The organism is Microbacterium mitrae (assembly GCF_008017445.1).
Taxonomy (GTDB): Bacteria; Actinomycetota; Actinomycetes; order Actinomycetales; family Microbacteriaceae; genus Microbacterium; species Microbacterium mitrae.
The window spans coordinates 511,978-538,059 of the sequence record NZ_VRSW01000002.1; the positions used below are offsets into that span (position 1 = coordinate 511,978).

Genomic DNA, 26,082 nt, shown 5'->3' on the forward strand with positions numbered 1-26,082 from the left:
CTTCAGTGGTTGCTCGGAAAACCGAGGTCGACCTGCGTTGCCGTGTTGTCTGGCCAGCGCGTCGTTGTGACCTTGGTGCGGGTGTAGAAGTGAATGGATTCGGGCCCGTAGATGTGAGAGTCGCCAAACAGGGAGTTGCGCCATCCGCCAAAGGAGTAGGCGCCAACCGGCACCGGAATCGGCACGTTAATGCCGACCATGCCGACCTCAATCTCGACCTCGAACTGGCGAGCGGTACGTCCGTCGCGGGTGAATACCGCCGTGCCATTCGCGAACTGATTCGCGTTGATCAGCGCGACGGCCTCGTCGAAGGTTTCAACGCGAACAACGCTCAGCACCGGGCCGAAGATCTCGTCGTCGTACACCTTCATGCCCGGGCGCACGTTATCGACCAGGCTCACGCCGATAAAGAAGCCATCGTCATCAAACTGCTGCGTGGTTCCGTCGATCACCACTGTCGCGCCCTCGGCCGTCGCTCCCGTGACATACGAGGCCACCTTGTCGCGGTGCTCGCGCGTGATCAGCGGACCCATTTCGCTCGCCTCGTTGGTGCCATCGCCAATCTGCAGCGATGCGACGCGGCTGGCAACCTTCTCGATCAGCGCGTCGGCGGTTGCGTCGCCGACGGCGACGAGCACCGAGATGGCCATGCATCGTTCGCCAGCCGAACCGTATGCAGCCGAGACGGCAGCGTCTGCCGCCGAATCAAGGTCGGCATCGGGCATCACGACCATGTGGTTCTTTGCGCCGCCGAGGGCCTGCACGCGCTTGCCATTGGCGCTGGCCCGCTGGTAAATGCTCCGTGCAATCGGGGTGGAACCAACGAAGCTGATGGCGCGAACATCGGGGGAGTCGAGCAGCGCATCCACGGCAACCTTGTCGCCGTGGAGCACGTTGAGCACGCCGGCGGGCAACCCCGCGTCTTCAAACAGCTGCACGATGAAGTTCGCGGCCGATGGGTCCTTTTCACTGGGCTTGAGAATCACCGTGTTGCCGCACGCGATGGCGGAGGCCACCATCCACAGCGGAACCATGACGGGAAAGTTGAAGGGGGTGATGCAGGCGACCACGCCGACCGGCTGACGCGTGGAGTGCACGTCGACACCACGCGAGACCTGCTCAGAGTGCTCGCCCTTCAGGTGGTGAACCAGACCCGCCGCGAACTCGATGTTCTCGATGCCACGGCTGATTTCACCCAGCGCGTCGGAGAGCACCTTGCCATGCTCATTGGTGATGATCGCTGCCAGCTCGTGCTGGCGTTCCACGAGTAGATGGCGCAGTTTGAAGAACACATCGGCGCGCTTGATCAAGCCCGTTTCGCGCCACCCAGCCAATGCCGCCTTCGCCGTCTGAATGGCCTGCTCGGCCTCGGCGGCCGAGGCAAACGCGACCTGGCGCTGCACGGCCCCCGTTGCCGGGTTGAACACCTGGCCGGTGCGTTCTGCGGTGGCGGTGGCGGTGCCACCGATGTGGTGCTTGACGAGGTTCATTCTTCTCCGTTCACGGAATCCGGACGATCTGACCGTGTGTCCGGCTAGGCTTCTGATCACAGTTTGACGCAGAAGAGATAGGCAGAGGCATGGCTGAACGTCACGAAGATCGCGTTGGTCAAACAAATCGTCCGGAGCCCCCGCTCGGGCAACTGACCGTACGTGATGTGCTTCGCGAAGATGCGGTGTTGGCCGGCCAACCGGAGATTCTGGTGGGCGATGACGCCCTCACAGTCCCGGTGCGCTGGGTGCACGCCTCCGACAGCGCAGACGTCGCCAGACTGCTCGTCGGCGGCGAACTTATCCTCACGACGGCGTCGGCATGGCCGACGGAACCAGAGGCGCTGGAGGCGTTCATCGAGGGGTTGGTCGAGGCGCGAACCGCAGGCGTCGTGATCGAGCTCGGTACTCACTACCGCTATGTGCCGTCGATCGTGCAACGCACGGCACGCCGGTTGGGGTTGGCGCTGGTGGCGCTGCATCGCGAGATCAAGTTTGTCACCGTCACGGAGGCGGTCCACCGACGCGTGATCAGCGCCCACACCGCGGCGCTTCGCTCTCGCGACGAGGTGCGTGAGAGGTTTACCGCGCTCGCCCTGCGAGGTTCACCCGCCGATTTCGTCGTGCAACAGTTGGCGACAACGCTCAATTGCGGCATCGTGCTGGAGAATCTGGCGCACGAAGTCATCGTGGCGGATGGACCGCTGGGCGATGAACAAAAGCTCTTCACTGATTGGGAGCCCCGTTCTCGCGCGCTTCACCGTGCGGCCGGCCAGAGTGAGGAGGTCGCTGTCGATGACGGGTGGTTGATTGTGCCCGTCGAAGCGCGCGGACATCGGTGGGGACACATTGTGGCGCTACCAGGGCCGGGGCACCGTGCGGGTCGTTACAACGTGGTGCAACAGGCTGCCGTTGCCCTCGCCATCGGCCGGCTCGTGGATGCGGAACGCGATGAGTGGGCGGCCATCGGTCGGCGACGGTTGCTTGACGGCCTACTCACGGGACGTTTTTCTGGTCTTGGCGGCGTTGGTGCGCGTCTGAGCGCCGCAGGCATGCCGGTGGACGGGAGGCTCATCGGGCTCGTGGTTTCAGGTGTTCCCGTCAACGATGAGCGTGCCGACACGGCGGCTCGGGCGCTCGGCGGGAGAGCGCTGACCGGCTCTGCACCGCGCGGTGTGGCGCAGCCCGCAGCCACGATTCTGGTGGGGCTCAAGGCCGGTGCCGAGTTTGGTGATGATCGGGCACTGGCATTCGTGCGGGCGATTACCGATGCACCCGATCGGGCGCTGGTTTCTGTCGGCCGGCTCACCGAAGGGGTAGATGGTGCCATGCAGTCGTTGCAGGAAGCGATTGACCTTGCCCATTCCGCACGGTTGACCGGCATCGGGCCGCAGATTCGGCGTTCGGAGCAGCGCCCGCTTATGCGTCTGGTGACCAGCCTGCGCGATGATCACCGACTGCTCGAACACGGTGAGCGCATGCTGGCGCCGCTCATCGACTACGACCTGACGCGGCAGGGCGATCTGCTCGATGTGTTGGAGGCGATGCTGCAGCACCCCAGCAACCGCACCGCTGCGGCGACCGCCTCGCACCTGTCGCGCTCGGTGTTTTACCAACGCATCACGCTGATCGAAGAACTGCTCGGAGTGAACCTTGACGATGGCGAGATTCAGACGGCACTCCATATCGCGCTACTGGTGCGCAGGCGCGCACGGCGATAGGGCGGTGGGAGAGTCAGGGTGTCCAATACACCTTGCGAAGCGTCTCGGTGACGGTCCACTCGGTGCGCATGCCGTCAACGAGACGCACGATCACGCCGGCGTGCAACATCAGTGCTGGCTGCGGCGGATTCACGAACTCGAGAACCGCGTGCCCGGAGAGCACCATGAAGAGCTCATCCGATTCGACGTCGCGCATGGCGCCGGGCGTCATTTCCCACACGCCGCTGTTCTCGGTGATTTCTAAAACAGCCGTCGATGGCTCGCCGAAAACGACCTGGTCATCAGGCACCGGCTCGTGCTCAAGATCAGTGGTTCGCGGGTCAAGAATCGTGCCAGGCGTCAGTTCATTCATGATCCGATCTCACTCCGCCGTGTAGACGCATGAACCATTGACCCAGGTCTGACGCACCCCGGTGAGACCGATTTCAGTCGTCGGGTGCGCAAACGGATCGCGGTCTAGCAACGCAAAGTCGGCGGCCTTGCCGACGGTGATGGTTCCGGTCGTGTCATCAAGGTGGTTCACATACGCGGAACCTGCCGTGTAGGCCACGAGGCTGGTGCCGAGATCGATGGCTTGCTCTGGCAAGAAGGCGTCGTAGTCGCCCTCTTCATAGCCGGGAGCTGCCATGCGGTTGACCGCCGTGTGAATGGCCGCCATCGGATTGGGTGTGGAAACTGACCAGTCGCTTCCGGCGGCCAACATGGTTCCGGCGCGCAAGAGGTCACCAAAGGGGTACTGCCAGCCGGAACGTTGGGCGCCAAGGAAGGGCATCGTCAGCTCGATCATTTGCGGTTCGAGGGTGGCCCACAGCGACTGCATGTTGGCGACGACACTGAGCTCGCGAAAGCGGGAGATATCGTCGGGGTGAATGACCTGGAGGTGGGCGATGTGATGGCGGTTATCGTTTCGGCCGTTGCGAACAATGGCCTGCTCGACCGCGTCGAGACACTGCCGCACCGCTCGGTCGCCGATGGCGTGAAAATGCACCTGAAAGCCGTGGGCGTCGAGGGCCGGCACGGCCTCGTTCAGCACCTCGGGCGCAACGAAAGAGATACCACTGTTGTCGGTGGGGTGGCCGTGACCATCGCAGTAGGACTCAAGCATGGACGCGGTGAAGTTTTCTGCCACACCGTCTTGCATGATCTTGACGCTGGTGGCGCGAAACCGTTCACCGGTGTAACGCTCGCGTCGCTGCAACAGCGACTCGATTTGTTCGAGACCGGCCGAGCGATCCCACCACAGCGCGCCGACGACTTTGGCGCTGAGAATGCCGGCGCGTTCGGCAGCGACGTAAATGTCGCCCGCATCTGGCATGTCTGAGTACGCGCCGATGATCGCGTCTTGAAACGCGGTGATGCCATACGAATGCAAATATGCCTGTCCGCGCATGAGTGCGCGCGTGAGGAACTCCGCCGATGTCTCCGGCAGCAGGCGATTGACCAGATTCATGGCACCCTCGTGGAGGGTGCCCGTGGGGTTGCCATGTTGGTCGCGTTCGATCCGGCCATCCGCGGGGTCTGGCGTGTGCCGGTCGATGCCCGCGCGACGCAAGGCTTCGGAGTTCACCCAGGCCCCGTGGCCATCCGCGTTCGGCAGAAACGCGGGCCGATCGGCGACGGCCTCATCGAGCGCCGCGGCGGTGGGGCAGCCACCGGGAAAGGCCGACATGCTCCAGCCGCCACCCAGAATCCACTCTTCGTCTGGGTGACTCGCCGCGTACGCCGCGATGATCTCCAGGTACTGCGGCTGTGTTGACCCTGCGGCCAGGTCGCAACGCAAGAGTTCTAGCCCGCCGGAGATGGGATGCACGTGGGCGTCTTGAAAGCCGGGAACCAGCAGGCCGTCGCCGACGTCGATAACCGACGTGCGCGGCCCAAACATCGACTCTGCTTCGGCTCCCACCGCGGCGATGGTTCCGTCGATGACCGCCACGGCATGGGTGCGTGAGCGCACGGTGTTTGCGGTGAATGCGGAACCGCGAAACAGCGTTTGGGCGTGACGCATTCAGTTTCCTCCCATGGCGCGGGCGATGTCGGTTGCCGAGTCGCCGGCGCGCTTGAGCACGACGGCAACCAGCGCGAGCGCGAGAAGCGTCAACAGAAGCATGATGGTGCTGACCGCGGCGATCTCCGGACGCAGACCCGAACGCACCGCGCTCAGCACATACACCGGCCACGGCGTCGTGCCAGAGACGTTGACGAACGCGGCGATGACGGTGTTGTCCAAGCTGAGCGTGAACGCCAACAGGAAGCCGGCGAGAATCGCGGGCATCGCCAGTGACAGGGTGATGCGGCGGAACGTCGTCATGGGCTTGGCGAACAGGTCGGAGGAGGCCTCTTCAAGCTTCGCATCTTGCCCAATCAGGCGGGAGCGCACGAGGTAGGCAACCACGGCCGTGGCGAAGAGCGACGAACCGACGCTCAGGCGCACGATGCCGTCGTTGAAGACGCCGATGCCCAAGTCTTGTCCGAGCGTCACAAACCACGGCAGCAATGAAACCGCGTCGACGATTTCGGGCGTGACCGAAACGAGCAGCAACAGCACGAGGAAAGGGCCAACCCAGCGACCGGGGTGACGCGCCATCGCGATGCCAGCGGTGGTTCCGAGCACGGTGGCAATGATCGCGCTGATCAGTGCCACCTGCAATGAGACCACGACGGCGCGCTGAATTGCGGGCTTCTCGAAAATCGTGAGGTAGGCGTCCCAGCCGAAGCTGTCCCACGCGACGAGGAGACGCCCCGAGTTGAACGACGAGATCACGATGACGATGATCGGCAAGAACAGAAAGATCATCACCGCAACACCCCATACCGTCAGCGCGATGTCAGAGCCTGACTTTCGGTGGCGGCGAACGCGCGGTGCCGGGGGAGTCGAGGGCGGGGTAGTTGCCGCTTCGGGAGCAATGGCCGTGGTGCTGGATGTCATGACACCGTCTCCAGTGTTGCGGTCTCGGTGAAGGGGCCGGAACCTGCAGGTGCGGGGCCAAGATCGACGCGGTTGTGCAGGTTGAACGGCAGGGCGACGAGCCAGATCAGCAGGGCAGCGATCCCGAGGCTGATGACGACCAACAGCATCAGCAGCACCGCCATGGCCGAGCCGAGCGCCCAGTTTTGTGCGGTCTGGAACTGGCTGGCGACCAATTGGCCCACCATGGTTCCCTTCGCGCCGCCAAGCACGGTAGCGGTGATGTAGTCACCCATCAGCGGGATGAACACCAGCATGACGCCCGCGACGACACCGGGGCGTGCCAACGGCAGCGTCACGCGCATGAACGTGCTGACCCGGTTTGCCCCCAGGTCCTTGGAGGCCTCGCGAAGCGCAGGGCCCACCCGGTCAAACGCGACAAACAGCGGCAGAATCATCAGCGGCAGGTAGTTGTAAACGACACCCAGCAACACCGCTGCGCGTGTGTGCAAGAGGTCGAGCGGCGCCGCGATAATGCCGATGTTCTGCAAGAACGTTGACAGCCAACCCTCGGGGGCGATGATGACCTGCCAACCGATGGTGCGCACCAAGAAGTTGGTCCAGAACGGAACCAGCACGAGCGCGAGCAGCAGCCCGCGGCGCTGCGGTTTCACCTTAAACGCAATCCAATACGCGACGGGCGCGCCAACCGCAAAGCACAGAATGGTTCCGAGCACTCCCACCCACAGCGTGTTCTGGAACGTTGCGATGAAGGTGGGCGACAGAGCTTCGAAGTAGCGGTCGAACGAGAGGACGTCGTTCGCGTGCGTGCCGAAAATGCCCGGTTTGTAGCCGAAGCTGAACCACACCACCATCGCGACCGGAATCACGAAGAAGGCGATGAGCCAGAGCCACGCGGGGGAGGCGAGCAGAACCCCGCTCAGGCGTTTACGCACCGGCGGCGGCCTTTACCGCGTTCCAGATGTCAACGCGCAGCGTCTGGGACTCATTGAGCTCCTGCTCGCGCATGGCTGCCAGTTGGTCGTCGGAGAAGAAGATCAGGTCAAGGTAGGGCAGACCCGCGGCTTCCGCCTCGGCCTGCATGTCTTTGCCGCCGACGTGATAACCGATGTAGTCGAGGTTCTCGAACAGCGCCTCTGGGCTCATCGAGAAGTTGATGAACGCGTGAGCGGCCTCGGGGTTGGGGGCGCCGGCGGCGATTGCCCAGTTGTCCATCCACAGCTCGGTGATCGGTCCGGGCAAAACCCACTGCCAGCGGTCGGGCTCGGAAGACTCGTTGAAGCCCAAGCGGAAGTCACCGTTCCAGCCCTGCATCAGGGCATGCGTGCCCTGCGGGATGGCGTTGGTTCCTGGGTAGGAGTCGAAGGCGGCAATGTGTGGAGCGATCTTCTCAACCAGGAAGGTGCGGCACTCTTCGAGAGCCGTGGTGTCGGTGGTGTTCCAATCTTCATTGCGCGCCCAGAAGTAGGAGCCGATGATGGCCGCCGGGTCGTCAGAAAGCGAGGTCTTGCCGCTGGCTTCGTTCTGGGCGGCATCGAAGAAGTCGTCCCACGTCTTAAGCTCACGCGTGATGACGGTCTTGTCGTAGACGAAGCCCGTGGTTCCCCACGCCTTGCACACCGAGTAGTCGTTCTCCGGGTCCCACGCGCGCCCGATGAAGGCCGGGTCCATATTGGCCAGGTTGGGCAGCAGCTCCTTGTTGAACTTCTGCAGCAGGCCGTTTTCGATCATCTGCGGAATGAACACGCCGGTCGGAACCACGATGTCGTAACCGCTGGTTCCCTTCGCCGCAATGAGCTTCGCGATCAGCTCTTCGTTGGAGGAGTACGAATCCAAGCTCACCTTCGGGCCGAGCTCAGCGGTGAAGTCAGAGACAACGGTCGGGGCGTCATAGTCACCCCACGTGTAGACCGAGACCGACTTCTCCAGCGGGCCACCGGTGGCTACGGCGCCGGGCTTGGTCTGCCCGCCACCCGAGGTGCAGGCCGCGAGAAACGCGGTTCCGCCGAGCGCCGCGGCGAAACCCAGGAATCTGCGGCGGGAAAGTTCACGTTGAATGACCGGAACGGCGGCCTGCGGTGCAAGAATTCGGATCGCGTTGTCTGGAGTATTCATGGGTGTCTCCGAAAGGGTTCTTATCGTCGGGTCGGGTGGCTACGAGAAGGTCGGTGCGGTCTGCAAAGACGCGGATCGATTCGCCGAGTCTGCGCTCGCGGGAAACAGCAGGACGTGCGTCGGGTCCCACCAGCACGCAACCTCGTCTCCCAGCTCGAGAGAGGGGGCATCGGCCGCGGGGCTGTGCACGATCAACGTGTGTTCTTCGTCGACCTGCACCAGGAACTGGCGAGAGCTACCCAGGTGCGCGTTGGCGAGCAGCGTGCCGCGCACCGTATTGGTTCCGTTTGTGCTGGTAGACGTCGCTGCCGCGATGCGGACGAATTCTGGTCGAACGGCAGCGTCGGTTTCGATGCCGCCGGCTACCTGCGCGGTGGCGGAGGCAATCAGGCCAACGGGCGTTTCAACGGCGGAACCATCGGGCGTGGAGATGCCGCGGAAGAAGTTTTGCTGACCGACGAAGGCGGCAACGTACGCGGATGACGGTGCGGAATAGATCGAGTCCGCGTCGCCGAGCTGTTCGATGCGACCGTTGCGCATGATGGCGATGCGGTCGCTCATCGACAACGCTTCTTCTTGATCGTGCGTGACGAACACAAACGTGATCCCCAGGTGTGCTTGAAGAAGCTTCAGCTCCACCTGCATCTCTTCGCGAAGCTGGCGGTCAAGGGCGCCGAGCGGCTCGTCAAGAAGCAGCACCGTCGGTCGGTTTACCAGTGCGCGCGCCAGCGCGATGCGCTGCTGTTGTCCGCCCGAAAGCTGTGTCGGCTTGCGGTCGGCGTAGCGGCGCATCTGCACCATGTCGAGCGCCGCTGAAACGCGTTCCCGAATCTCGGCCTTCGGGGTCTTGCGCTGCTGGAGCCCGTAGGCGACGTTTTGCGCGATCGACAGGTGCGGAAACAGCGCGTACGCCTGGAAAACCGTGTTGACATCACGTCGGTAGGGCGGCAATGAAACCACGGACTTGCCGGAGACGACAATGTCGCCCTCTTCTGGCTGCTCAAACCCGGCGATCATGCGCAGGGTGGTGGTCTTTCCGCAGCCGGACGGCCCGAGAAGCGAAAGAAACTCGCCCGCCTTGATGTCGAGCGAGAGATTGTCGACGGCGACTTGATCTCCGTACCGTTTGGTGACGTTCTCCAGCCGAACTGCACCACGCTCTTGGGAGGCGGAGGCAGTATCTGACATGACGGTCGTGGCGGCTGTGGTCACAGGGAGTTCCCTTCTCGGCGTCGTCGCACTTGAGGTAAGCAAAGTGGGAGGAGGGCTTGCGGGGCAAGAATGCCGGGGCACATACCGGACGATGTTCTGCGTGTTTAGCAACCCCCGGACAAACTGTCTGAGGCGATGATTCCGGCATATTTCCGCAATATCGACGCACTGTTTCGGCGCGTCATGGTTCCGTTAAGCGAAGAATGTGCGTCGCAGCAGACGAATCGTGCGCCGATGATCCGCGAAGCGGGGTGGCTGCCGCTGCAATCGGGCGCTGTTGTGTCGCAGAAATTCATCCCGCTCGACGAAACTCCCGAAATCACACGGTTGTGATTCTCGGGTCAGTTTGTGATAATGCAAGGGAAGAACCGAAAATCGTTGCCGGAGCATCCGTCAGGTCGTTGGGGAAGACGCACCTGAAGAACGGAGAAATCATGGCGACACCACAGGCGCGTGGGGTGATCTACATCCACTCCGCGCCACGCGCGTTGTGCCCCCACCTGGAATGGGCGGTGGGCGGCGTTCTCGGCCGTGCCGTGAACTTTGAATGGATTGACCAACCCGTGCTCACGGGTGCGCGTCGTACTGAGTTCTACTGGGAGGGACCAGCCGGAACCGGCGCGGCCCTGACAACCGCTATTCGCGGTTGGGAACACCTTCGCTACGAGGTGAGCGAAGATCCGACGCCGCGCAGCGACGGTGGCCGGTGGATGCACACGCCTGGTCTCGGAATTCACTACGGTCAGCTTGATACCGCGGGCAACGTGGTCATTGGCGAAGATCGGCTGCGCTATGCCATGGAGATCGCGGCGGGGGATGCCAATGAAATGCGACGCGAATTGGAACTCGCGCTCGGCAGTGCGTGGGACGAAGAGTTGGAACCATTTCGGCACGCATCGGATGACGTACCGGTGGTGTGGTTGCACAAAGTTGGATAGAGAATTCCGCGTCCGAGCGGCGCGGGATGGGTGTGGAGCGGCAGGCGCGAGTACCGACCATCGGTGAAGAGTCCCGGAGGGCGAGAAAGCGAATCCGCTCCCTACGAACAAAAGAGGGCTCCCGGAATCCGGGAGCCCTCTCGTATGCCTGAGGCTATGCGTTGCGGAACGCGATGACGGCGTTGTGGCCGCCGAATCCGAACGAATTGCTGATCGCGAGGTGATCGCCCGCACCCAGCTCTGCCGGCTTCGGGGTGATCAAGAACGGAACCTCGGGGTCTTGCTCGTCGACGTTGATCGTCGGCGGAACTGTGCGGTTCTTCAGCGCGAGCACCGTGAACACGGCTTCCAGAGCACCGGTGCCGCCCAGCAGGTGGCCGGTGGCGGCCTTGGTCGCTGCGACCGGGATCTCACGGATGCGGTCGCCGAACACGGCCTGCAGCGCGACGAACTCGTTGGGGTCGCCAACGGGCGTCGAGGTTGCGTGTGCGTTGATGTGCGTCACGTCATCGGCAGAAGCCCCGGCCATCTCCAGCGTCTGACGGACGGCGCGGGCCGCGCCCTTGCCCTCCGGGTCGTTGCCGGTGATGTGGTAAGAGTCTGCGGTCACGGCGCCACCAACCAGGTAGGCGTAAATCTTTGCGCCGCGAGCCTTCGCGTGCTCTTCCGTTTCGAGCACGAGGGCGGCCGCGCCCTCGCCCATGACGAAGCCGTCGCGGGAGACGGCGGTGGGGCGGGAGGCAGTCGCCGGGTCATCGTTGCGCTTGGAGAGCGCCTGCGCTGCCGCAAACGATGCCATCGTGATCGGGTGAATAGCCGACTCGCTACCGCCGGCGATCACCACATCAGCCAGGCCTGCCTGCATGTGGTTGTAGGCGTTCAGAATCGACTCGGTGCTGGAAGCACAGGCCGAAACCGCCGTCGATGCGTAGGCGCGCGCCTCAAACTGCAACGACAGATTGCCGGCAGGAGCGTTTGCCATCAGCATCGGAACCGTCAGCGGCATAACGCGCCGCGGCCCCTTTTCGCGCAGGGTGTCCCATGCGTCCAGAAGCGTCCAAATACCGCCGATACCGGTTGCCCAGTCAACGCCGAGACGCTCCGATTCAACCTCGGGCGCTCCCGCGTCTGCCCAGGCTTCCCGGGCCGCAACCAGCGCGAACTGGCTGGACGGATCCAAGCGCTTCGCCTCGTGGCGAGCCAGCACCTGGTCGGGGCGGACGATGGCCTCGGCAGCAAAGTTGACCGGCAACTCGTACTGTTCGACCCAATCGTGCTCCATCGTGCGTGCGCCGGAAACACCTGCGAGCAGGTTGTCCCAGTTCTCCTGTGCCGTGCCGCCGATGCCCGACGATGCACCGATGCCCGTTACGACAATGCGCTTGGTCATTGATACTCCTCTGTAGTCAGAAACTGGCGTGCCACGGCGACCCTATGGTTCCGTGGCACGCCAAAAACGCCTTACTCCTGGTTGGAGGCGATGTAGTTGACTGCGTCAGCAACCGTCTTGAGGTTCTTGACCTCGTCGTCCGGAATCTTGACGCCGAACTTCTCTTCTGCGTTTACAACGATCGTCATCATCGAGATCGAGTCGATGTCGAGGTCGTCGGTGAACGACTTCTCCAGAGCGACCTCGCTACCGTCAATGCCGGTCTCATCGATGATGAGCTCGGTCAGGCCCTCGAGGACCTCGTCGTTCGTGAATGCCATGTGTTTCTCCTCTGATTAGGTTGGCTGAAAAAAGTCTAGGGGTGGGTTACGGCAGAACCACGACCTGCGCACCAAAAACCAGGCCCGCGCCGAATCCGATCTGCAGGGCGAGGCCGCCGCTCAGTTCGGGATGCTCCTGCAGCAGCCGGTGCGCTGCGAGCGGCACGGAGGCTGCCGAGGTGTTGCCGGTGGTTTCGATATCGCGGCCAATGGCGACGGTGTCGGGCAGCTTCAACTGCTTGGCGAACTCATCGATGATGCGCATGTTGGCCTGGTGCGGAATGAAGGCGGCGAGATCTTTAGCCTCGATGCCAGCCGCATCCAGCGCTTGCTTCGCGACCTTTGCCATCTCCCACACCGCCCAGCGGAACACCGTGGGGCCCTCTTGACGCAGGGTTGGCCAGGCCGACTCGCCGTCGCGGAATTCAATGAGCGTGTGATCCATGCCGACCGCGTCGGCCTTGGAGCCGTCTGAGCCCCACACCGTGGGGGAGATGCCGGCGAAGTCGCTCGGGCCAATAACCGCGGCGCCTGCGCCATCGCCCAGCAGGAACGAGATGGAACGATCGGTGGGGTCGACGATGTCGCTGAGCTTTTCGGCGCCAATGACGACCGCGTACTTCGCGGCGCCGGCACGAATCAGTGCGTCTGCCTGCGCCACGGCGTAGGCAAAGCCGGCACAGGCGGCGTTGCTGTCGTAGGCGGCAGCCGGGTTCGCGCCGATGCGGTCTGCCACCACGGCCGCCATCGACGGCGTCTGCTGCACGTTGCTGATGGTTCCAACGATCACCAGGTCGATATCAGCGGGGTTGACGCCGCTGCGCTCAACGGCCTCGCGAGCGGCTTCGGTGGCAAGATCGGTGGCCGACGTGGTGGGGACGGCGCGCGTGCGCGTCACAATGCCGGTGCGCTGGCGGATCCACTCGTCGCTGGAGTCGATCGGGCCGATGAGGTCGTCGTTCGGAACGGCAACCTCGCCACGTGCCGCACCGTATGAGTAGATGCGCGTGAATTCGGGGCCCTTGGCCTGGTTAAGCGTCACAGTCATGCGGCGTCTCCATTCAGCAGCGCGACGGCTGCTTCGAGATCTTCAGGGGTTTTCACGGCGACCGCTGGTGTTCCCTTGAGGCCACGCTTGGCGAGGCCGACGAGCGCGCCGGCCGGGCTCAGCTCGACCAAACCGGTGATGCCGTTGTCTGCGAACGACTGCATGCACAGGTCCCACCGCACGGGCGATGAAACCTGGCCGACAAGCAGATCGAGTGCGCGTTGGCCGTCGGTGACGACGGAACCATCGCTGTTGGTCCACAGCGTCGTTGCGGGGGCAGAAACGTCGGTGACCGTCGCCACGGCTGTGCGGAGGGCGTCAACGGCCGAGCCCATGTAGCGCGTGTGGAAGGCGCCGGCGACCTGTAGCGGAATGACGCGGGCGCCGCGGGGTGCGTTTTCGGCGAGGTGGGCGAGCCCCTCGAGAGAGCCGGCGGCAACAATCTGCCCGCCACCGTTGAAGTTTGCCGGCTCCAGGCCGGCGTCGGCGATGGCCGCCAGCACGTCGGCCTCGACACCGCCGACGACGGCGCTCATGCCGGTTTCGGCCTCGGTTGCGGCCTGAGCCATGGCGCGGCCGCGCTCGCCAACGAGATACATTGCGGTCTCATCAGAAACGACGCCTGCGGCGGCGACAGCAGCGAATTCGCCGACCGAGTGTCCGGCGATTCCGCCGGCGCGTCGTGCAGCATCGCCGAGGGCGTGCCACGTGAGCAATGAGGCAGCAACGATGAGGGGTTGTGCAATCTGCGTGTCGCGGATCGTGTCGGCATCGGAGACCGTGCCGTGGGTGATGAGATCAACCTTCGCGGCGTCGGAGTACGCTTCCAGCCGCTCGCGGGCACCATCCAGTTCGAGCCATGGCGAAAGGAACCCGGGAGTTTGAGACCCCTGGCCGGGGCATGCAACAACGATCACTTGTCTATCTTGCCAATCGGTTGGGAACAGTGCTGGGGGTTTCCACACATAAATGCCGAAAAGCTTTGTGCCTTCTCGACAGTAACTAGGGTGTGCGGCGTGTCGGACGGCGTCGTAGGGACTCGGTGGTGCCGATGGAACCAAGGATGAGTGCCGTCTGCAGGATCAGAGCCTCGCGCGGGCCGGTGGCATCCCATCCGATGACTTCACTCACGCGTTTGAGGCGATAGCGCACCGTGTTGGGGTGCACAAAGAGCTCGCGAGCGGTCGCTTCGAGCGAGCGGCCGTTATCGAGGTAGCTCCACAGCGTCGTGACCAGGTCGGCCGAATGCGACTGCAGCGGGCGATAGATGCGGTCGATCAGCGTCTGCTTCGCGAACGGGTCGCCAGCAAGCGCGCGCTCTGGCAGAAGATCGTCGGCCTCAACCGGGCGCGGGGCGTGACGCCAACCGCGGGCCACGGCGAAGCCGGCGAGAGCGGCGCGGGCGCTTTGGCTCGCGTCGACGAGCGCCGCAACGGTGGGACCGAGCACCAGGTATCCGGGGCCGAAGTGCGGCTCCAGGTGGCGGGCAATGTCGATGAAGGGAATGTCGGGGGAGTCGTCAGGGCGCGACGCGGTGACGGCGCGGCCAATGACCAGCACCAGGCGTGAGCCTTGCACGCCGATCAGAACGTCAATGCCAAGCTTTCGCGCCGCGCGACGAAACTGATCCACGTCGAACTGCTGCGGCGTGGTTCCGACCAGTACACACACTTCGCCGTGGCCGTGCCAGCCAAGCGCCGCGATGCGGCTCGGTAGCTCTTCGTCGGCTTCTCCGGTGAGGATGGAGTCGACCACGAGGGCTTCGAGGCGGGCATCCCACAGGCCGCGGGCCTCGGCGGCACGAGCGTAGACATCAGCCGAGGCGAATGCGACGTCGCGGGAGTATTCCAGGATCGCTTCGCGGAGGCTTTCGCTACGGCCGGCGACGCGCTCCTCCGTCACCGAGACGGTGACGCGAATGAGTTGCAGGGTTTGCTGCAGGCTGACGCTGCGCAAGAGTTCGCGGGGTGCTGCCGCGAAAATATCTGCGGCAATCCACGGGGTTGAGGTGGGGTCATCAAACCACTGAATGAACGAGGTGATGCCCGCCTGCGCCACCAGGCCCACCGCCGAGCGGCGGGCCGGTGGCATTTCGGCGTACCACGGGAGGGACTCCTCCAAGCGGGTCAGTGTTGCCGTTGCCAGGTCGCCTGAGATCTTGCGCAACCAAGCCAGGGTTTCTGCCTTGCTTTGGGGCGATGCCCCTCCCGTTGTTACCGCCATGCTTAGCTTTCGCCGCCCGCGTTGCCGCTGGTTCCGGCGTTCACATTCAGCAGGTCGTACTTCTCGATTGCCTGCTTTGCGAGCGCGCGGTCAACGACGCCATCTTCGGCGAGCGACTGCAGCGTGCGAACCACGATCGACGGGCCGTCAATCTTGAAGTAGCGGCGTGCAGCTGCGCGGGTGTCGGAGAAGCCGAAGCCGTCGGCGCCGAGCGACGCAAACCGGTTCGGAACCCACTGGCGAATCTGGTCTTGAACGGCGTGCATGAAGTCGCTGACCGCGGTGACCGGACCCTCGGCGCCACGCAGCTTCTCCGCAATGTATGCGGTGCGCGGCTCCTGGTCGGGGTGGAGGAAGTTGTGCTCGTCGGCGGCGAGGCCGTCCTTGCGCAACTCGTTCCAGCTGGTGACTGACCATACATCGGCGATCACGCCCCAGTCGTCCTTCAACAGCTGCTGAGCCTCGAACGCCCAGGCAAGGCCAACACCCGATGCGAGCAGCTGGGCGCGGGGGCCCTCACCCTCACCGGTCGAAACCTTGTGGATGCCCTTGACGATGCCCTCAATGTCGGCGTCTTCCGGCTCAGCAGGCTGAACGATCGGCTCGTTGTACAGGGTGATGTAGTACATGACGTCGGGGTTGGGGTGGTTGCCGCCGTACATCTGGTCGAGGCCAGCGCGAACGATGTGCGCGATCTCGTAGCCGTAAGCCGGGTCGTACGACAGCGTCGCCGGGTTCGTCGACGACAGCAAGTGGGAGTGGCCGTCAGCGTGCTGCAGGCCCTCACCCGTCAGCGTGGTGCGACCGGCGGTGGCGCCCATAATGAAGCCGCGCGCCATCTGGTCTCCAGCAGCCCACTGAGCGTCGCCCGTGCGCTGGAAGCCGAACATCGAGTAGAAGACGTAAACCGGAATCAGCGGCTCACCGTGCGTCGCGTACGACGTTCCGAGTCCGGTAAACGCCGCAACGGCACCGGCTTCGTTGATGCCGACGTGCACAATCTGACCCTGCGGGCTCTCCTTGTAGGCAAGGAGGAGTTCGCGGTCGACCGAGGTGTAGTTCTGGCCGTGCGGGTTGTAGATCTTTGCGGTCGGGAAGTACGCGTCCATGCCGAACGTGCGTGCCTCGTCGGGGATAACCGGAACAATGCGCTTTCCGATTTCCTTATCGCGCAACAGATCCTTGAGCAGACGCGCGAAGGCCATCGTGGTGGCGACCTCCTGCGTTCCGGAGCCCTTCTTAGCCTGCTTGTACATCTCGTCGCCGGGCAGGTTAAGACCCACGTGCGTGGTGCGACGCTCGGGCAAGAAACCGCCGAGGCTCTTGCGGCGATCCAGCATGTACTGAATCGTCTCGTCGCCCGTGCCGGGGTTGTAGTACGGCGGCTGATACGGGTTCTCTTCGAGCTGCGCATCGGTGATCGGGATGTGCAGTTCGTCGCGGAAGTGCTTGAGGTCTTCCAGCGTCATCTTCTTCATCTGGTGGGTCGCGTTGCGGCCCTCGAAGTGCGAGCCGAGGCCGTAGCCCTTGACGGTCTTCGCGAGAATGACGGTGGGCTGACCCTTGTGAGCCATGGCTGCCTTGTAGGCGGCGTACACCTTGCGGTAGTCGTGGCCGCCGCGCTTGAGGCCCCAGATCTGGTCGTCGGTGTAGTCCTTGACCAGGGCGGCGGTGCGCTCGTCACGACCGAAGAAGTGCTCGCGAACGAAAGCGCCAGATTCTGCTTTGTAGGTCTGGTAGTCGCCATCGGGGGTGACGTTCATCAGGTTCAGCAGGGCGCCGTCCTTGTCGGCATTCAGCAGGGCGTCCCACTCGCGACCCCAGACGACCTTGATGACGTTCCAGCCGGCGCCGCGGAAGAAGCTTTCCAGCTCCTGGATGATCTTGCCGTTACCGCGCACCGGGCCGTCGAGACGCTGCAGGTTGCAGTTGACGACGAAGGTGAGGTTGTCGAGGCCCTCGTTTGCGGCAACCTGAAGCTGACCGCGCGATTCGACCTCGTCCATTTCGCCGTCACCAAGGAAGGCCCACACGTGTGAGTCGCTGGCATCCTTGATGCCGCGGTTCGTGAGGTACTTGTTGGTCATGGCCTGGTAGATCGCGTTGATCGGGCCGAGACCCATCGACACGGTCGGGAACTGCCAGTAGTCAGGCATGAGTCGCGGGTGCGGGTAAGACGGCAGGCCGTTGGGGGCTGCCGACTTCTCCTGACGGAACCCGTCGAGCTGCGCTGCCGAGAGGCGACCTTCGAGGAAGGAGCGCGCGTAGATGCCGGGGGAGGCGTGGCCCTGAATGAAGACCTGGTCGCCGCCGCTCGGGTCGTTCTGCCCGCGGAAGAAGTGGTTGAAACCAACTTCATAAAGTGATGCGCTCGACGCGTAGGTCGAGATGTGGCCGCCGACACCGATACCCGGACGCTGCGCACGGTGAACCGTCAGAGCGGCGTTCCAGCGGGTCCAGGCGCGGTAGCGGCGCTCAACCTCTTCGTCACCGGGGAAGTTGGGCTCGTTCTCCGACGCGATCGTGTTGATGTAGTCGGTGGTCGGAACCATCGGCACACCCAGGTGCAGTTCGCGCGACTTCGAGAGCAGGCTGAGCATGATCTCGCGACCGCGCTGCGGCCCCTTAGCGTCGACGAGCTGGTTGAGCGACTCTTGCCACTCGCCAGTCTCTTCCGGGTCGCTGTCGAGGGGTTCTTGGGAGTAAGGATCCTGGTCGTGAACAGTCACCGGGCGACCTTTCATCTTTCTGGCAGATCATGCCAAGGGCATCGGTTCGACGCGCGGGGGGCTTTGTCGGCACCACACAACACGCGTAGTCCACAGCCTACTCACATTTGGGCGATGCGGACGTGTTCGCGAGTCTGATTTCTCGAACAACTTTGTCACGCGGGCGTGTTTGGCTGATCGTGGGGTAATTGCGGGCGGCCGGCGGAACCACGATGGCGGCTCGTGGTTCGAAACGGTGCGAGAGACCCGCTAGGATAAAAGCACCAGGGCCTTTAGCTCAGCTGGTAGAGCGCCACGTTTACACCGTGGATGTCATCGGTTCGATCCCGGTAGGGCCCACCACAAGCAAAACCCCCGAGAATTCTCGGGGGTTTTGTCGTTGCTGCGCTCGATGTGTGCCGCGGCATTTCGGGTTATCGCTACGCGGCGGTGGTCAAGTTCGCGAGCCAGTGGCCCAGGCGGCGCAGACCCTCGGTCAGCTCGTCGCGAGACGCGGCGTATGACAGACGCACGTGCGAGTTCGCGGTGCCCTGCGCAAAGTCACGCCCCGGAGTGAGCGCGACGTGAGCCTCATCGAGCACCCGTTCGCAGAACGTCCAGGCATCGAGCCCGGTGCGGCTGACATCGAAATACACGTAGAAAGCGCCATCAGGAACGACCGGAACCACGAGGTTAAGGGCGGCAAGACCGTCAAGTACCAGCGCGCGACGTGCTCGAAGCTCTTCTCTGCGCCCCTCGCTTACCGCAATCGATTCTGGTGAGAACGCCGCGACCGCGGCATGCTGCACCGGCGTTGAGGCGCAGAGAAAGTAGTTCATCGCCAGCTTCTCGATCGGCGCAACCAGTGGTTCCGGCAGCACCATCCAGCCGAGCCGCCACCCCGTCATGCCGAAGTATTTGGAGAAGCTTCCGATCACGATGGCGTCGGGATCGAGGGCGAGCGCAGTGCGGGCGGGCGTTCCATCGACGCTTGGGTCAGCGAGATCGAGGTAGATTTCGTCGATGATCCGCCAAGCGCCGCGGCTGCGGGCGAGGGCGCAAACGGCATCCAGCTCTTCGGATGAGACCGAGGTGCCTGTGGGGTTGGAGGGGCTCGCGACCATGACGGCGACGGTGCGGTCGGTCCAGGCTGCCGCAACACTTCGTGCATCGAGTTGATATCTGCTGTCGGCCGTTGTCGCCAGCGACACGATGGTTCCGCCAAACGTGTGTACCAGCTCGCGGTTGCACGGGTATGACGGGTCGGCGATGATGACCTCATCGCCCGGGTCGGTGGTGGCGGCGGTAGCCAGAAGCAGCGCACCAGAGGCCCCGGTGGTGACGGCGATGCGCGCCGGATCAACGGTCACGCCATGCTTGGTGAGGTAGTAATTCGCGATCGTCTCGCGCAGTTTCGGCAGGCCGAGCGCCGCTGTGTAGGGGAGTGGGCGACCATCCATGACCTCGCGCATGGCCGCGCGAACCGCGGGCGGCGCGCCAAAGTCGGGCTCGCCGATGGAGAGTTTGACGACGTGGTGTCCGGCGGCCTCGATGTCGGCTGCACGTTGCCCAAACGCGAGAGCATGGAACGGCTCGGCAGTGGCGGCGCGCTGGGCGAGTTTCACGATGTGCTCCTCTGGGTTGTTGTCTCTACGGTACTGGTGAAGAAAGTGCGCCTCGGAACCATGGAGCGATTAGTCATTCACTTATAATTTCTGGGTATAAGTGATATGGTTATGGCATGGCGGATGTTGCAGCGGTGATTCTGGATGTCGTCGGGTCGCGAAACCTTGACGATCGCGCCGCCGCGCAACGCGCGATCACTGACGCGTTTGCTCAGGCCGACGCCATCGTCGCGCCCGTGCAGCACGCGTGGGCAACTTTCGCCGATGAGTTTCAGGCCATCTATCGCACACTCGGGGAGGCATGCGCCGCGACCGGGCTCGTGCGTCTCGCCCTCGCCGGTGCTGCCGACGTTCGCTTTGGGATCGGTATTGGCACCTCTCGCGAGGTTGCGCCCGGCGCGACCGGGCCGGTACTTGACGGCGACGCGTGGTGGCGCGCGAGAAGCGCGATTGAAGAGGCAGAGCGACGCGGCGCGCGCACCGGAACCAGAACCTGGGCGGCAGGCCGAGGGAGCGATAATGCGAACGCCGCGCTCCTCCTTCGTGACCACCTCATCAGCGCGATGCGGCCGCGCGAGCAACGCATCACGATGCAGCTGATCCTCGGGCTCACGCAGCGCGAGATCGCCGAGAATGAGGGGATCACCCAGGCGGCTGTGTCGCAAGCAGCCAAGAAGTCTGGCGCGGGTGCGGTGGCGCAAAGCTACGAGGCGTGGATTCAGAGCACCGGGCAGGCCGGTTAGCGCGACTCCCCGGCCGGCTAGCGCGACTCCCGGGTCTGGCTAGTGTGGCCCGCGATACGTGGTGGGTCGGCGCCGCAGCAACTTGATAAGCCATGTGCTAATAATCAAAAAAGATAAGCAGAACACCAGCGAATGTCGCACGCACCGCTTACCGTAGGCGGTGGAGGCCACTCATGACCGCAGCGCTACTGCTCTTGACCATCGCGATCGCAGACCTCGCGATGCTGGTGTGGCTAACGGCGCGCACGCGCATCGTCGCGATCGGCGTTGCGATCGTCGCCATCGTCGGGTGGCCCGCCGTGCTTATTGCCGTCTTCGCGATGCCGTGGGCGCTCGCGATCGGCTTTGCCGTCGTCGGAGTGTTGTGGGCCCTGGCATTGGCGAGCAGTTGGGCACCGCGTCTCGTGATTCCGGTCGGCCTGCTGCTTGCCGCCAAACTTGCGACGCTGCTGTTGGTTCCGTCGTTCGCGTCACTCGCCGACCCATCATGGGTAACCGAGTGGCAGGCCCGTGGTGCGATCGTCGCGCCGGCGGCTCTGGTTATGGCGGTCGCTGTCGGAGCGTTTCTTGCGCACAGCGCAAACCTCGTGGTGCGAGCCACGCTCACATTGGCGCGCCGCGCCGAGGCGTCGGAGGGCAGAACGGCTTCGGTTGAGCCACCGGTTGTTACCGGGCCCTGGGTGGTGGCCGGGCGATGGAGCTGGGCGCGAGTGCACGTGGTTCCGCCCGAGCCCGCGGCGCCGCGTGTCGTCTCCACCATGCGCGGTGGGCGTTGGATAGGCCCGCTCGAACGCTGGGCAATCGTCGCGCTGGGGCTCACCGGTGCCATCGGAATTATCGCCGCCATCATGGCAGGCAAAGGCATCGTCAGATTTCCCGAGATCAACGCCGACCGCGGCATTGGTTCCAAGGCCGAAGAGTTTCTCGTCGGCAGTCTGCTGAGTTGGTCGCTCGCCGGATGCGGCATCGCACTCATCGTTGGCGCCGCGACGTTTGCCGCGTGATCGACGTGCACGTTCGCGCCGGAACCGATGCGCGCGGCATCCGCAAGCATTGTTCGCGAACACTCCCGAGATTCCGGCAAACTGCCGTAAGTTGGAAGCGTGAACGCGACCCCAGCTGACCAGCGCATCCTGCTTGACCTTGTCGACCTTGACCGCCGAATTCTGGTGACCGAGGCGAGCCGCAAGAATCCACCGCAGGCCGTTCGCGTTGCCGAGCTCACTGCTCAGAAGCAGGGCCAGAGCCAGGAGCTCGCGCAGCGTCTCGGTGCACGCGACGATGTTGCGCTCGAACTCAGTCGCCTGGAGAGCGATGTGAAGGTCGCCGAAGCGCGACGCCAGCGTGATCAGGAGCGCCTCGCAACCGCATCAGACCCCAAGCAGGCCGTTGCTTTCGAGCACGAGATTGCAGCCCTCACCAAGCGCCTGAGTGACCTCGAAGACGCTGAATTGGTCATCATGGAGCGCCTTGAAGAGGCCGAGGCCGCCGTCGCCGAGCAGAAGGCGGTCATCGACATCACCAACGAGGAGGGCGCCCGGCTGACGGCCGAGGCGCGTGAGCTGATTGCCAAGGCAACCAGCGATCTCGAAGAGCTGGCACGCGACCGCGTTGCCGTTATCGGCCGCATTCCCGAGGCGCTCGCAAAACAGTACGACCGCGTCGGTGCTGGACTCCTGACTCGCAACACCTGTGGCGCCTGCAACATGGTGTTGAACGCCACAGACTTGCAGGAGGTGCGCACAGTCTCCGTTCACGAGGTGGCGTTCTGCCCGAACTGTGGCGCGATCTTGGTGCGCACGGAGGAGTCCGGTCTCTGAATAGCACGGCGGCCGATCCGGCGTTCATTCTCGTCGCCAGGGACGGTGTTGACTACAGCGCCACACTCATCGACGCGCATGGCGCTGAGCGCGACGAGCACGTTGATGCCGAAAGCTGGACGGCGTGGGTGGCTGAACACGAACGCTTCACCCCGCGCTGGGTTTTCAACGATGTCGCGCTCTGGTACCCCGCGCTGCTGGCCGCGGGCGTGCGGATCACGCGCGCACATGACCTTCGGCTCTGCCACGCCATCTTGCGTGACTCGGCGCTCGTGGTTGACGGGGAGTCTTTGCGCCGCGCCGTCGCTTGGAATGTGGCTGCCGGGGTAGAACCATCCCAGCAGCCCGCACAAGCGCTATTTGAACTGGGTAATGACGGGCCGCGTCAGGTGCCCGGGGGCGGCGCGGAGATTCGCGCCGAATTTGATCGTCAACGCGCCATTCTTGACGCCGCGGATGGCCGGCTGCGGCTACTGACGGTCGCCGAATCGACGGGTGCGCTGATCGCCGCAGAGATGCGCAGCGCGGGCTTGCCGTGGGATGTTGCCTCGCACGAACAGATGCTCGCCGAGACGCTGGGTGAGAGGCCGGTCGGCGGAGGTATTCCCTCGATCATGCTGCAGCGCGCTGACGAGGTGCGCGCACTGCTCGGCGATCTGACCGTGAGCCTCGAAAGCCAGCCCAAGCTTCTGCGAGCGCTGCACCGAGCCGGTGTGCTCGTTGAGTCGACCAGCAAGTGGGAGCTGGAAGACCAACAGCACCCCGTGATCCAGCCACTCCTTGAGTACAAAAAGCTCTCGCGGTTGTACTCCGCGAACGCGTGGGCCTGGCTCGCCGAATGGGTGAAAGACGACCGATTTCGGCCGATTTATGTGCCGGGCGGCGTGGTGACGGGCCGATGGGCGTCATCGGGCGGCGGCGCGTTGCAGATTCCCCGCGCCTTGCGAACCGCGGTGCGGGCAGCTCCCGGATGGCGCCTTATCGTTGCGGATGTGGCGCAGCTGGAACCACGGGTGCTGGCCGCGATGAGTGGTGACGTCGCGATGGCTGACGCGGCGCGCGGCCAAGACCTGTATTCAGGCCTTGTCGACAGAGGTATCGTCGCTACCCGCCAAGAAGCCAAGATCGCCGTCCTCGGCGCAATGTATGGTTCCACCACGGGCGAAGCGGGGCGTTTGGTTCCGCGGTTGCGGCGTGCGTTTCCGCTCGCGATGGCGATGGTCGATCAGGCCGCGCAGGCGGGCGAAGATGGGGGAGTTGTCACGACGCTGTTGGGGCGCTCATCTCCTTCGGTGAGTGCGGAGTGGACCACGGTGCAGCGCGCGGCGACAGACGCGGACGCCGATGCCGGGAGCGAGCAACGGGCACGTCGTTCGGCCCGCGATCGCGGTCGATTTACCCGAAATTTCATCGTGCAGGGCACGGCTGCGGAGTGGGCGCTGGCGTGGCTGGCGGGGATTCGGCAGGGGCTTGCGGAACTGGGGCGCACCCAGGGCGTCGCCGCGACGGCGTCGGGTGCGACGTTTGCAGAGGTGCCGCATCTCGCGTTCTTTCTGCACGACGAAGTGATTCTGCACGTGCCGGAAGACTTGGCTGAGGCGTCAGCGCAGGTTGTGCGCGATGCGGCGGCCCGCGCGGCAACGTTACTGTTTGGCGCGTTTCCGTTGGACTTTCCGCTGGACCTCAAGATCGCGGCGGATGCCGGAAAGTAGTGATCGGAACAACCCGTGGCCAGCCAGGGCAGGAGTGCCAGCGGGTTTAAGGGAGTAGTCCCAGCAGGCGCGCTTTCGTGACCGCGGCGTGCCGTGTGGAGGCGTCAAGCTTTCCCATCGCTGTACCCAGATATGCCTTGACGGTGCCCTGCTTGAGCCCGAGTTGCGCTGCGATTTCGGCCGTCGTGGCGCCAAGTGCGGCGCATGCCAAAACATCGGTTTCGCGGGGAGATAGGTGAATGTCGGTCGCGGGCGCTGCGGTACTTTGACCTGCGAGACCGGAGATCCCTGCGAGGCGGCGTTCGATGCCTTCGAGTCGGGCACGCAGCGCCTGATCGGTGATGCTGGCGCTGAGTGAGCGCAGCTCGGCGTAGCTTTCTCGCAACTCTTCGCGCTGCGCTGGCGTCATGGTTCCAGTCGGCGCGCCGTGGTTCGTGCGCGAGAGGCGGCGACGCACCTCGTCGCGAATTCGCAGCTCGGTGGCAAGCTCTTCGGCAACCTGAAACGCTGGCGCGGCGACGACGCCGCTCATACTGGCTGGGTCCCATGCGCCGCCGTAGAGCACGCCGCGCGCCTCGCCATTGACGACGACCGGCACGGCCAAAAGCGTCGCGATGCCTTCGCCGAGAATCTGTCGGTCGTAGTCGTGCGTGATACGGGGGTTCGAGCGGTAGTCGGCGGTCATTCGTGGGCGCTGCTCGGCAACGGCCTGCCCGCCAAGACCCCGCTGCGGAACCACGCGCAGCTCTTCGAGAAACTTGGTGCGGGCGCCGATAACGTGCTTGACCTGCACTTCGCCGTCAGCAATGAGGCCGCCGAACGCAACCGGAAAGTTGGTGCGGGCAGCGAGACTCTTCACCGCCTTGGCGACGGCATCATCGTCACTCTGCGGATCGTCAGTGACCGGCATGGATACCAACTTTCGGAGGTGACTGAATCAGCGCCTGCGTGCTCGGTTGACATCCTACGCGCTCGTTGCTCGGTGATGGTTGGCTTCGCAGCACAACCGCGCGCCGCCGGGCGGATGGTGCGCACGAAGCGGAACCTCGGGAGCGATACGATGGATGAAGAATGGGTCGGCCAGACGGTCGCGTTGCGGGCAACCGCACCGAGGAACGTCCGGGCTCCACAGGGCAGGGCGGTGGGTAACACCCACCCGGAGTAATCCGCGAGACAGTGCCACAGAGAGTAGACCGCCGAGCTTGCTCGGTAAGGGTGAAAGGGTGGTGTAAGAGACCACCGGGGTCATGGTGACATGACTCGCACGGTAAACCTCGCCCGGAGCAAGGCCAGACAGGGGATGTTGACGCGGCTCGCCGAGTCCCCGGGTAGGCCGCTAGAGCGCTACGGCAACGTCGCGCCGAGAGAGATGGCCGTCAGAGGGAGCAATCCCCGAACAGAACCCGGCGTATCGGCCGACCCATTCCCCTTCATCCTGATGCTTTCGTGTCGGTGCCTGCCGATGTTCTGTGTTGGTGATCGCGAATTCCGGTTGCGGTTCCGGTTCCGGCTCGCGGCGCCGGTTACGGTTTCGGTTCTGGCGCTGACGCGGCGCAGCGCGCCCGGAGACGTACGGCTGATACTGGCAAGGCTGGGGTGGTTGACCGGCACAGGTCAGAGTTCAGTGCCGGCAAAGATACGGCGCAGCTCACCCGTAGACGTGCGGCTGACTATGGCAAGGCTGGGGCGGTTGACCGGCACGCGTCAGAGTTCAGTGCTGGCGAAGATACGGCTCCGGCTCCGATACACATACGGCGCAGCGCACCCGGCGATGCGCGGCCGATGCTGGGCAACACTGAGCGCAACTGGCTGGGCATAAGACAGACTTTGTCGCTCGCTTATTTTCGCGGACGGTATGTGTCAGCCGGCAGCTCGGGCGGCGACGGTGGGGTGGTGGGTCGCCAGTGTTGGTGGGGGTCGATCCATCGGGGTGGGCGGACGTGTGGGGTGCCGTCTCGCATGCGGATGTTCCAGCCGCTGGTGTCGAGGTAGCGGTGGTGGTGCCAGCAGAGGAGGACGCCGTTGTCGGTGTGGGTGGGGCCGCCGTGGGCGTGGTCAGTGACGTGGTGGATTTCGCACCATGCGGCGGTG

General features: G+C 64.1%; 23 protein-coding genes, 1 tRNA gene and 1 other RNA gene. 9 read left to right on the forward strand and 16 right to left on the reverse strand.

The genetic code is table 11. From position 1 onward, the window contains the following. Nucleotides 1-2 precede the first annotated feature (2 nt). On the reverse strand, nucleotides 3-1,490 hold the full coding sequence (locus FVP60_RS09225; RefSeq protein WP_147825959.1) for a CoA-acylating methylmalonate-semialdehyde dehydrogenase: 1,488 nt from the start codon (nucleotides 1,488-1,490) through the stop codon (nucleotides 3-5). 89 nt (nucleotides 1,491-1,579) lie between these two features. Here FVP60_RS09225 and FVP60_RS09230 point away from each other — a divergent pair, with 89 nt between their 5' ends. Continuing rightward, nucleotides 1,580-3,211 carry a PucR family transcriptional regulator gene (locus FVP60_RS09230; RefSeq protein ID WP_147825960.1) on the forward strand — a complete coding sequence of 544 codons (1,632 nt, stop codon included), beginning with the start codon at nucleotides 1,580-1,582 and terminating at the stop codon, nucleotides 3,209-3,211. Nucleotides 3,212-3,224: 13 nt separating this feature from the next. On the opposite strand, the gene FVP60_RS09235 is transcribed toward FVP60_RS09230, so the two are convergent. The 6 genes from FVP60_RS09235 to FVP60_RS09260 are packed head-to-tail and all read right to left on the reverse strand — an operon-like array spanning nucleotide 3,225 to nucleotide 9,464. Beyond that, entirely contained in the window at nucleotides 3,225-3,563 is a 339-nt protein-coding gene (locus FVP60_RS09235; protein WP_147825961.1) for a cupin domain-containing protein, read from the reverse strand. Nucleotides 3,564-3,572: 9 nt separating this feature from the next. After that, nucleotides 3,573-5,216, reverse strand: a complete 1,644-nt coding sequence (locus tag FVP60_RS09240) for an amidohydrolase (protein ID WP_147825962.1) — start codon at nucleotides 5,214-5,216, stop codon at nucleotides 3,573-3,575. Next, nucleotides 5,217-6,137, reverse strand: a complete 921-nt coding sequence (locus tag FVP60_RS09245) for an ABC transporter permease (protein WP_147825963.1) — start codon at nucleotides 6,135-6,137, stop codon at nucleotides 5,217-5,219. Beyond that, nucleotides 6,134-7,072, reverse strand: coding sequence for an ABC transporter permease (locus FVP60_RS09250; protein WP_147825964.1), 939 nt, complete (start codon nucleotides 7,070-7,072; stop codon nucleotides 6,134-6,136). Before FVP60_RS09250 ends, FVP60_RS09245 begins: the two co-directional genes overlap by 4 nt. Then, complete coding sequence (locus tag FVP60_RS09255) at nucleotides 7,065-8,252, reverse strand: polyamine ABC transporter substrate-binding protein (RefSeq protein ID WP_147825965.1); 1,188 nt, start codon at nucleotides 8,250-8,252, stop codon at nucleotides 7,065-7,067. Before FVP60_RS09255 ends, FVP60_RS09250 begins: the two co-directional genes overlap by 8 nt. 39 nt (nucleotides 8,253-8,291) lie before the next feature. Continuing rightward, complete coding sequence (locus tag FVP60_RS09260) at nucleotides 8,292-9,464, reverse strand: ABC transporter ATP-binding protein (protein WP_342779465.1); 1,173 nt, start codon at nucleotides 9,462-9,464, stop codon at nucleotides 8,292-8,294. A gap of 135 nt (nucleotides 9,465-9,599) precedes the next feature. Between FVP60_RS09260 and FVP60_RS09265 the strand changes: the two genes are divergently transcribed. After that, nucleotides 9,600-9,797, forward strand: a complete 198-nt coding sequence (locus FVP60_RS09265) for a hypothetical protein (protein ID WP_147825966.1) — start codon at nucleotides 9,600-9,602, stop codon at nucleotides 9,795-9,797. 101 nt (nucleotides 9,798-9,898) lie between these two features. Continuing rightward, nucleotides 9,899-10,402, forward strand: coding sequence for a DUF3145 domain-containing protein (locus FVP60_RS09270; RefSeq protein ID WP_147825967.1), 504 nt, complete (start codon nucleotides 9,899-9,901; stop codon nucleotides 10,400-10,402). Between the two features lie 154 nt (nucleotides 10,403-10,556). Here FVP60_RS09270 and FVP60_RS09275 read toward each other — a convergent pair whose 3' ends face one another. The 6 genes from FVP60_RS09275 to aceE form a co-directional block, all read right to left on the reverse strand. Further along, a complete protein-coding gene (locus tag FVP60_RS09275) occupies nucleotides 10,557-11,792 on the reverse strand; it encodes a beta-ketoacyl-[acyl-carrier-protein] synthase family protein (protein ID WP_147825968.1) in 1,236 nt (411 codons plus the stop codon). Between the two features lie 71 nt (nucleotides 11,793-11,863). Continuing rightward, nucleotides 11,864-12,112, reverse strand: coding sequence for an acyl carrier protein (locus FVP60_RS09280; protein ID WP_147825969.1), 249 nt, complete (start codon nucleotides 12,110-12,112; stop codon nucleotides 11,864-11,866). Nucleotides 12,113-12,158: 46 nt separating this feature from the next. Continuing rightward, complete coding sequence (locus tag FVP60_RS09285; RefSeq protein ID WP_147825970.1) at nucleotides 12,159-13,160, reverse strand: beta-ketoacyl-ACP synthase III; 1,002 nt, start codon at nucleotides 13,158-13,160, stop codon at nucleotides 12,159-12,161. Next, a complete protein-coding gene (locus FVP60_RS09290; RefSeq protein ID WP_147825971.1) occupies nucleotides 13,157-14,077 on the reverse strand; it encodes an ACP S-malonyltransferase in 921 nt (306 codons plus the stop codon). Before FVP60_RS09290 ends, FVP60_RS09285 begins: the two co-directional genes overlap by 4 nt. Nucleotides 14,078-14,162: 85 nt before the next feature. Beyond that, nucleotides 14,163-15,383, reverse strand: coding sequence for a PucR family transcriptional regulator (locus FVP60_RS09295; protein WP_147825972.1), 1,221 nt, complete (start codon nucleotides 15,381-15,383; stop codon nucleotides 14,163-14,165). A 2-nt stretch (nucleotides 15,384-15,385) separates the two neighbouring features. Continuing rightward, nucleotides 15,386-18,112, reverse strand: coding sequence for a pyruvate dehydrogenase (acetyl-transferring), homodimeric type (aceE, locus tag FVP60_RS09300; protein ID WP_147825973.1), 2,727 nt, complete (start codon nucleotides 18,110-18,112; stop codon nucleotides 15,386-15,388). Between the two features lie 266 nt (nucleotides 18,113-18,378). Here aceE and FVP60_RS09305 point away from each other — a divergent pair. Next, nucleotides 18,379-18,454, forward strand: a tRNA-Val gene (locus FVP60_RS09305). A 77-nt stretch (nucleotides 18,455-18,531) separates the two neighbouring features. Here the strand turns inward: FVP60_RS09305 and FVP60_RS09310 are convergent. After that, a complete protein-coding gene (locus FVP60_RS09310; protein WP_147825974.1) occupies nucleotides 18,532-19,716 on the reverse strand; it encodes an aminotransferase class I/II-fold pyridoxal phosphate-dependent enzyme in 1,185 nt (394 codons plus the stop codon). A gap of 116 nt (nucleotides 19,717-19,832) precedes the next feature. Between FVP60_RS09310 and FVP60_RS09315 the strand changes: the two genes are divergently transcribed. From FVP60_RS09315 to FVP60_RS09330, 4 genes are all read left to right on the forward strand, one after another. Then, nucleotides 19,833-20,459, forward strand: a complete 627-nt coding sequence (locus FVP60_RS09315; protein ID WP_147825975.1) for a SatD family protein — start codon at nucleotides 19,833-19,835, stop codon at nucleotides 20,457-20,459. A gap of 173 nt (nucleotides 20,460-20,632) precedes the next feature. After that, on the forward strand, nucleotides 20,633-21,463 hold the full coding sequence (locus tag FVP60_RS09320; RefSeq protein WP_147825976.1) for a hypothetical protein: 831 nt from the start codon (nucleotides 20,633-20,635) through the stop codon (nucleotides 21,461-21,463). A gap of 99 nt (nucleotides 21,464-21,562) precedes the next feature. Next, on the forward strand, nucleotides 21,563-22,279 hold the full coding sequence (locus FVP60_RS09325; protein WP_147825977.1) for a zinc ribbon domain-containing protein: 717 nt from the start codon (nucleotides 21,563-21,565) through the stop codon (nucleotides 22,277-22,279). Further along, nucleotides 22,276-23,991, forward strand: coding sequence for a bifunctional 3'-5' exonuclease/DNA polymerase (locus FVP60_RS09330; protein WP_147825978.1), 1,716 nt, complete (start codon nucleotides 22,276-22,278; stop codon nucleotides 23,989-23,991). Before FVP60_RS09325 ends, FVP60_RS09330 begins: the two co-directional genes overlap by 4 nt. Before the next feature lie 46 nt (nucleotides 23,992-24,037). Here FVP60_RS09330 and FVP60_RS09335 read toward each other — a convergent pair whose 3' ends face one another. Then, nucleotides 24,038-24,901, reverse strand: a complete 864-nt coding sequence (locus FVP60_RS09335; RefSeq protein ID WP_147825979.1) for a LuxR C-terminal-related transcriptional regulator — start codon at nucleotides 24,899-24,901, stop codon at nucleotides 24,038-24,040. Between the two features lie 162 nt (nucleotides 24,902-25,063). On the opposite strand from FVP60_RS09335, the gene rnpB reads away from it, so the two are divergent. Further along, nucleotides 25,064-25,418: RNase P RNA component class A (rnpB, locus tag FVP60_RS09340), an RNA gene on the forward strand. Between the two features lie 411 nt (nucleotides 25,419-25,829). Here rnpB and FVP60_RS13145 read toward each other — a convergent pair. Continuing rightward, on the reverse strand, nucleotides 25,830-26,082 hold a 253-nt coding region (locus FVP60_RS13145), incomplete at its 5' end, for an HNH endonuclease (protein ID WP_222705911.1).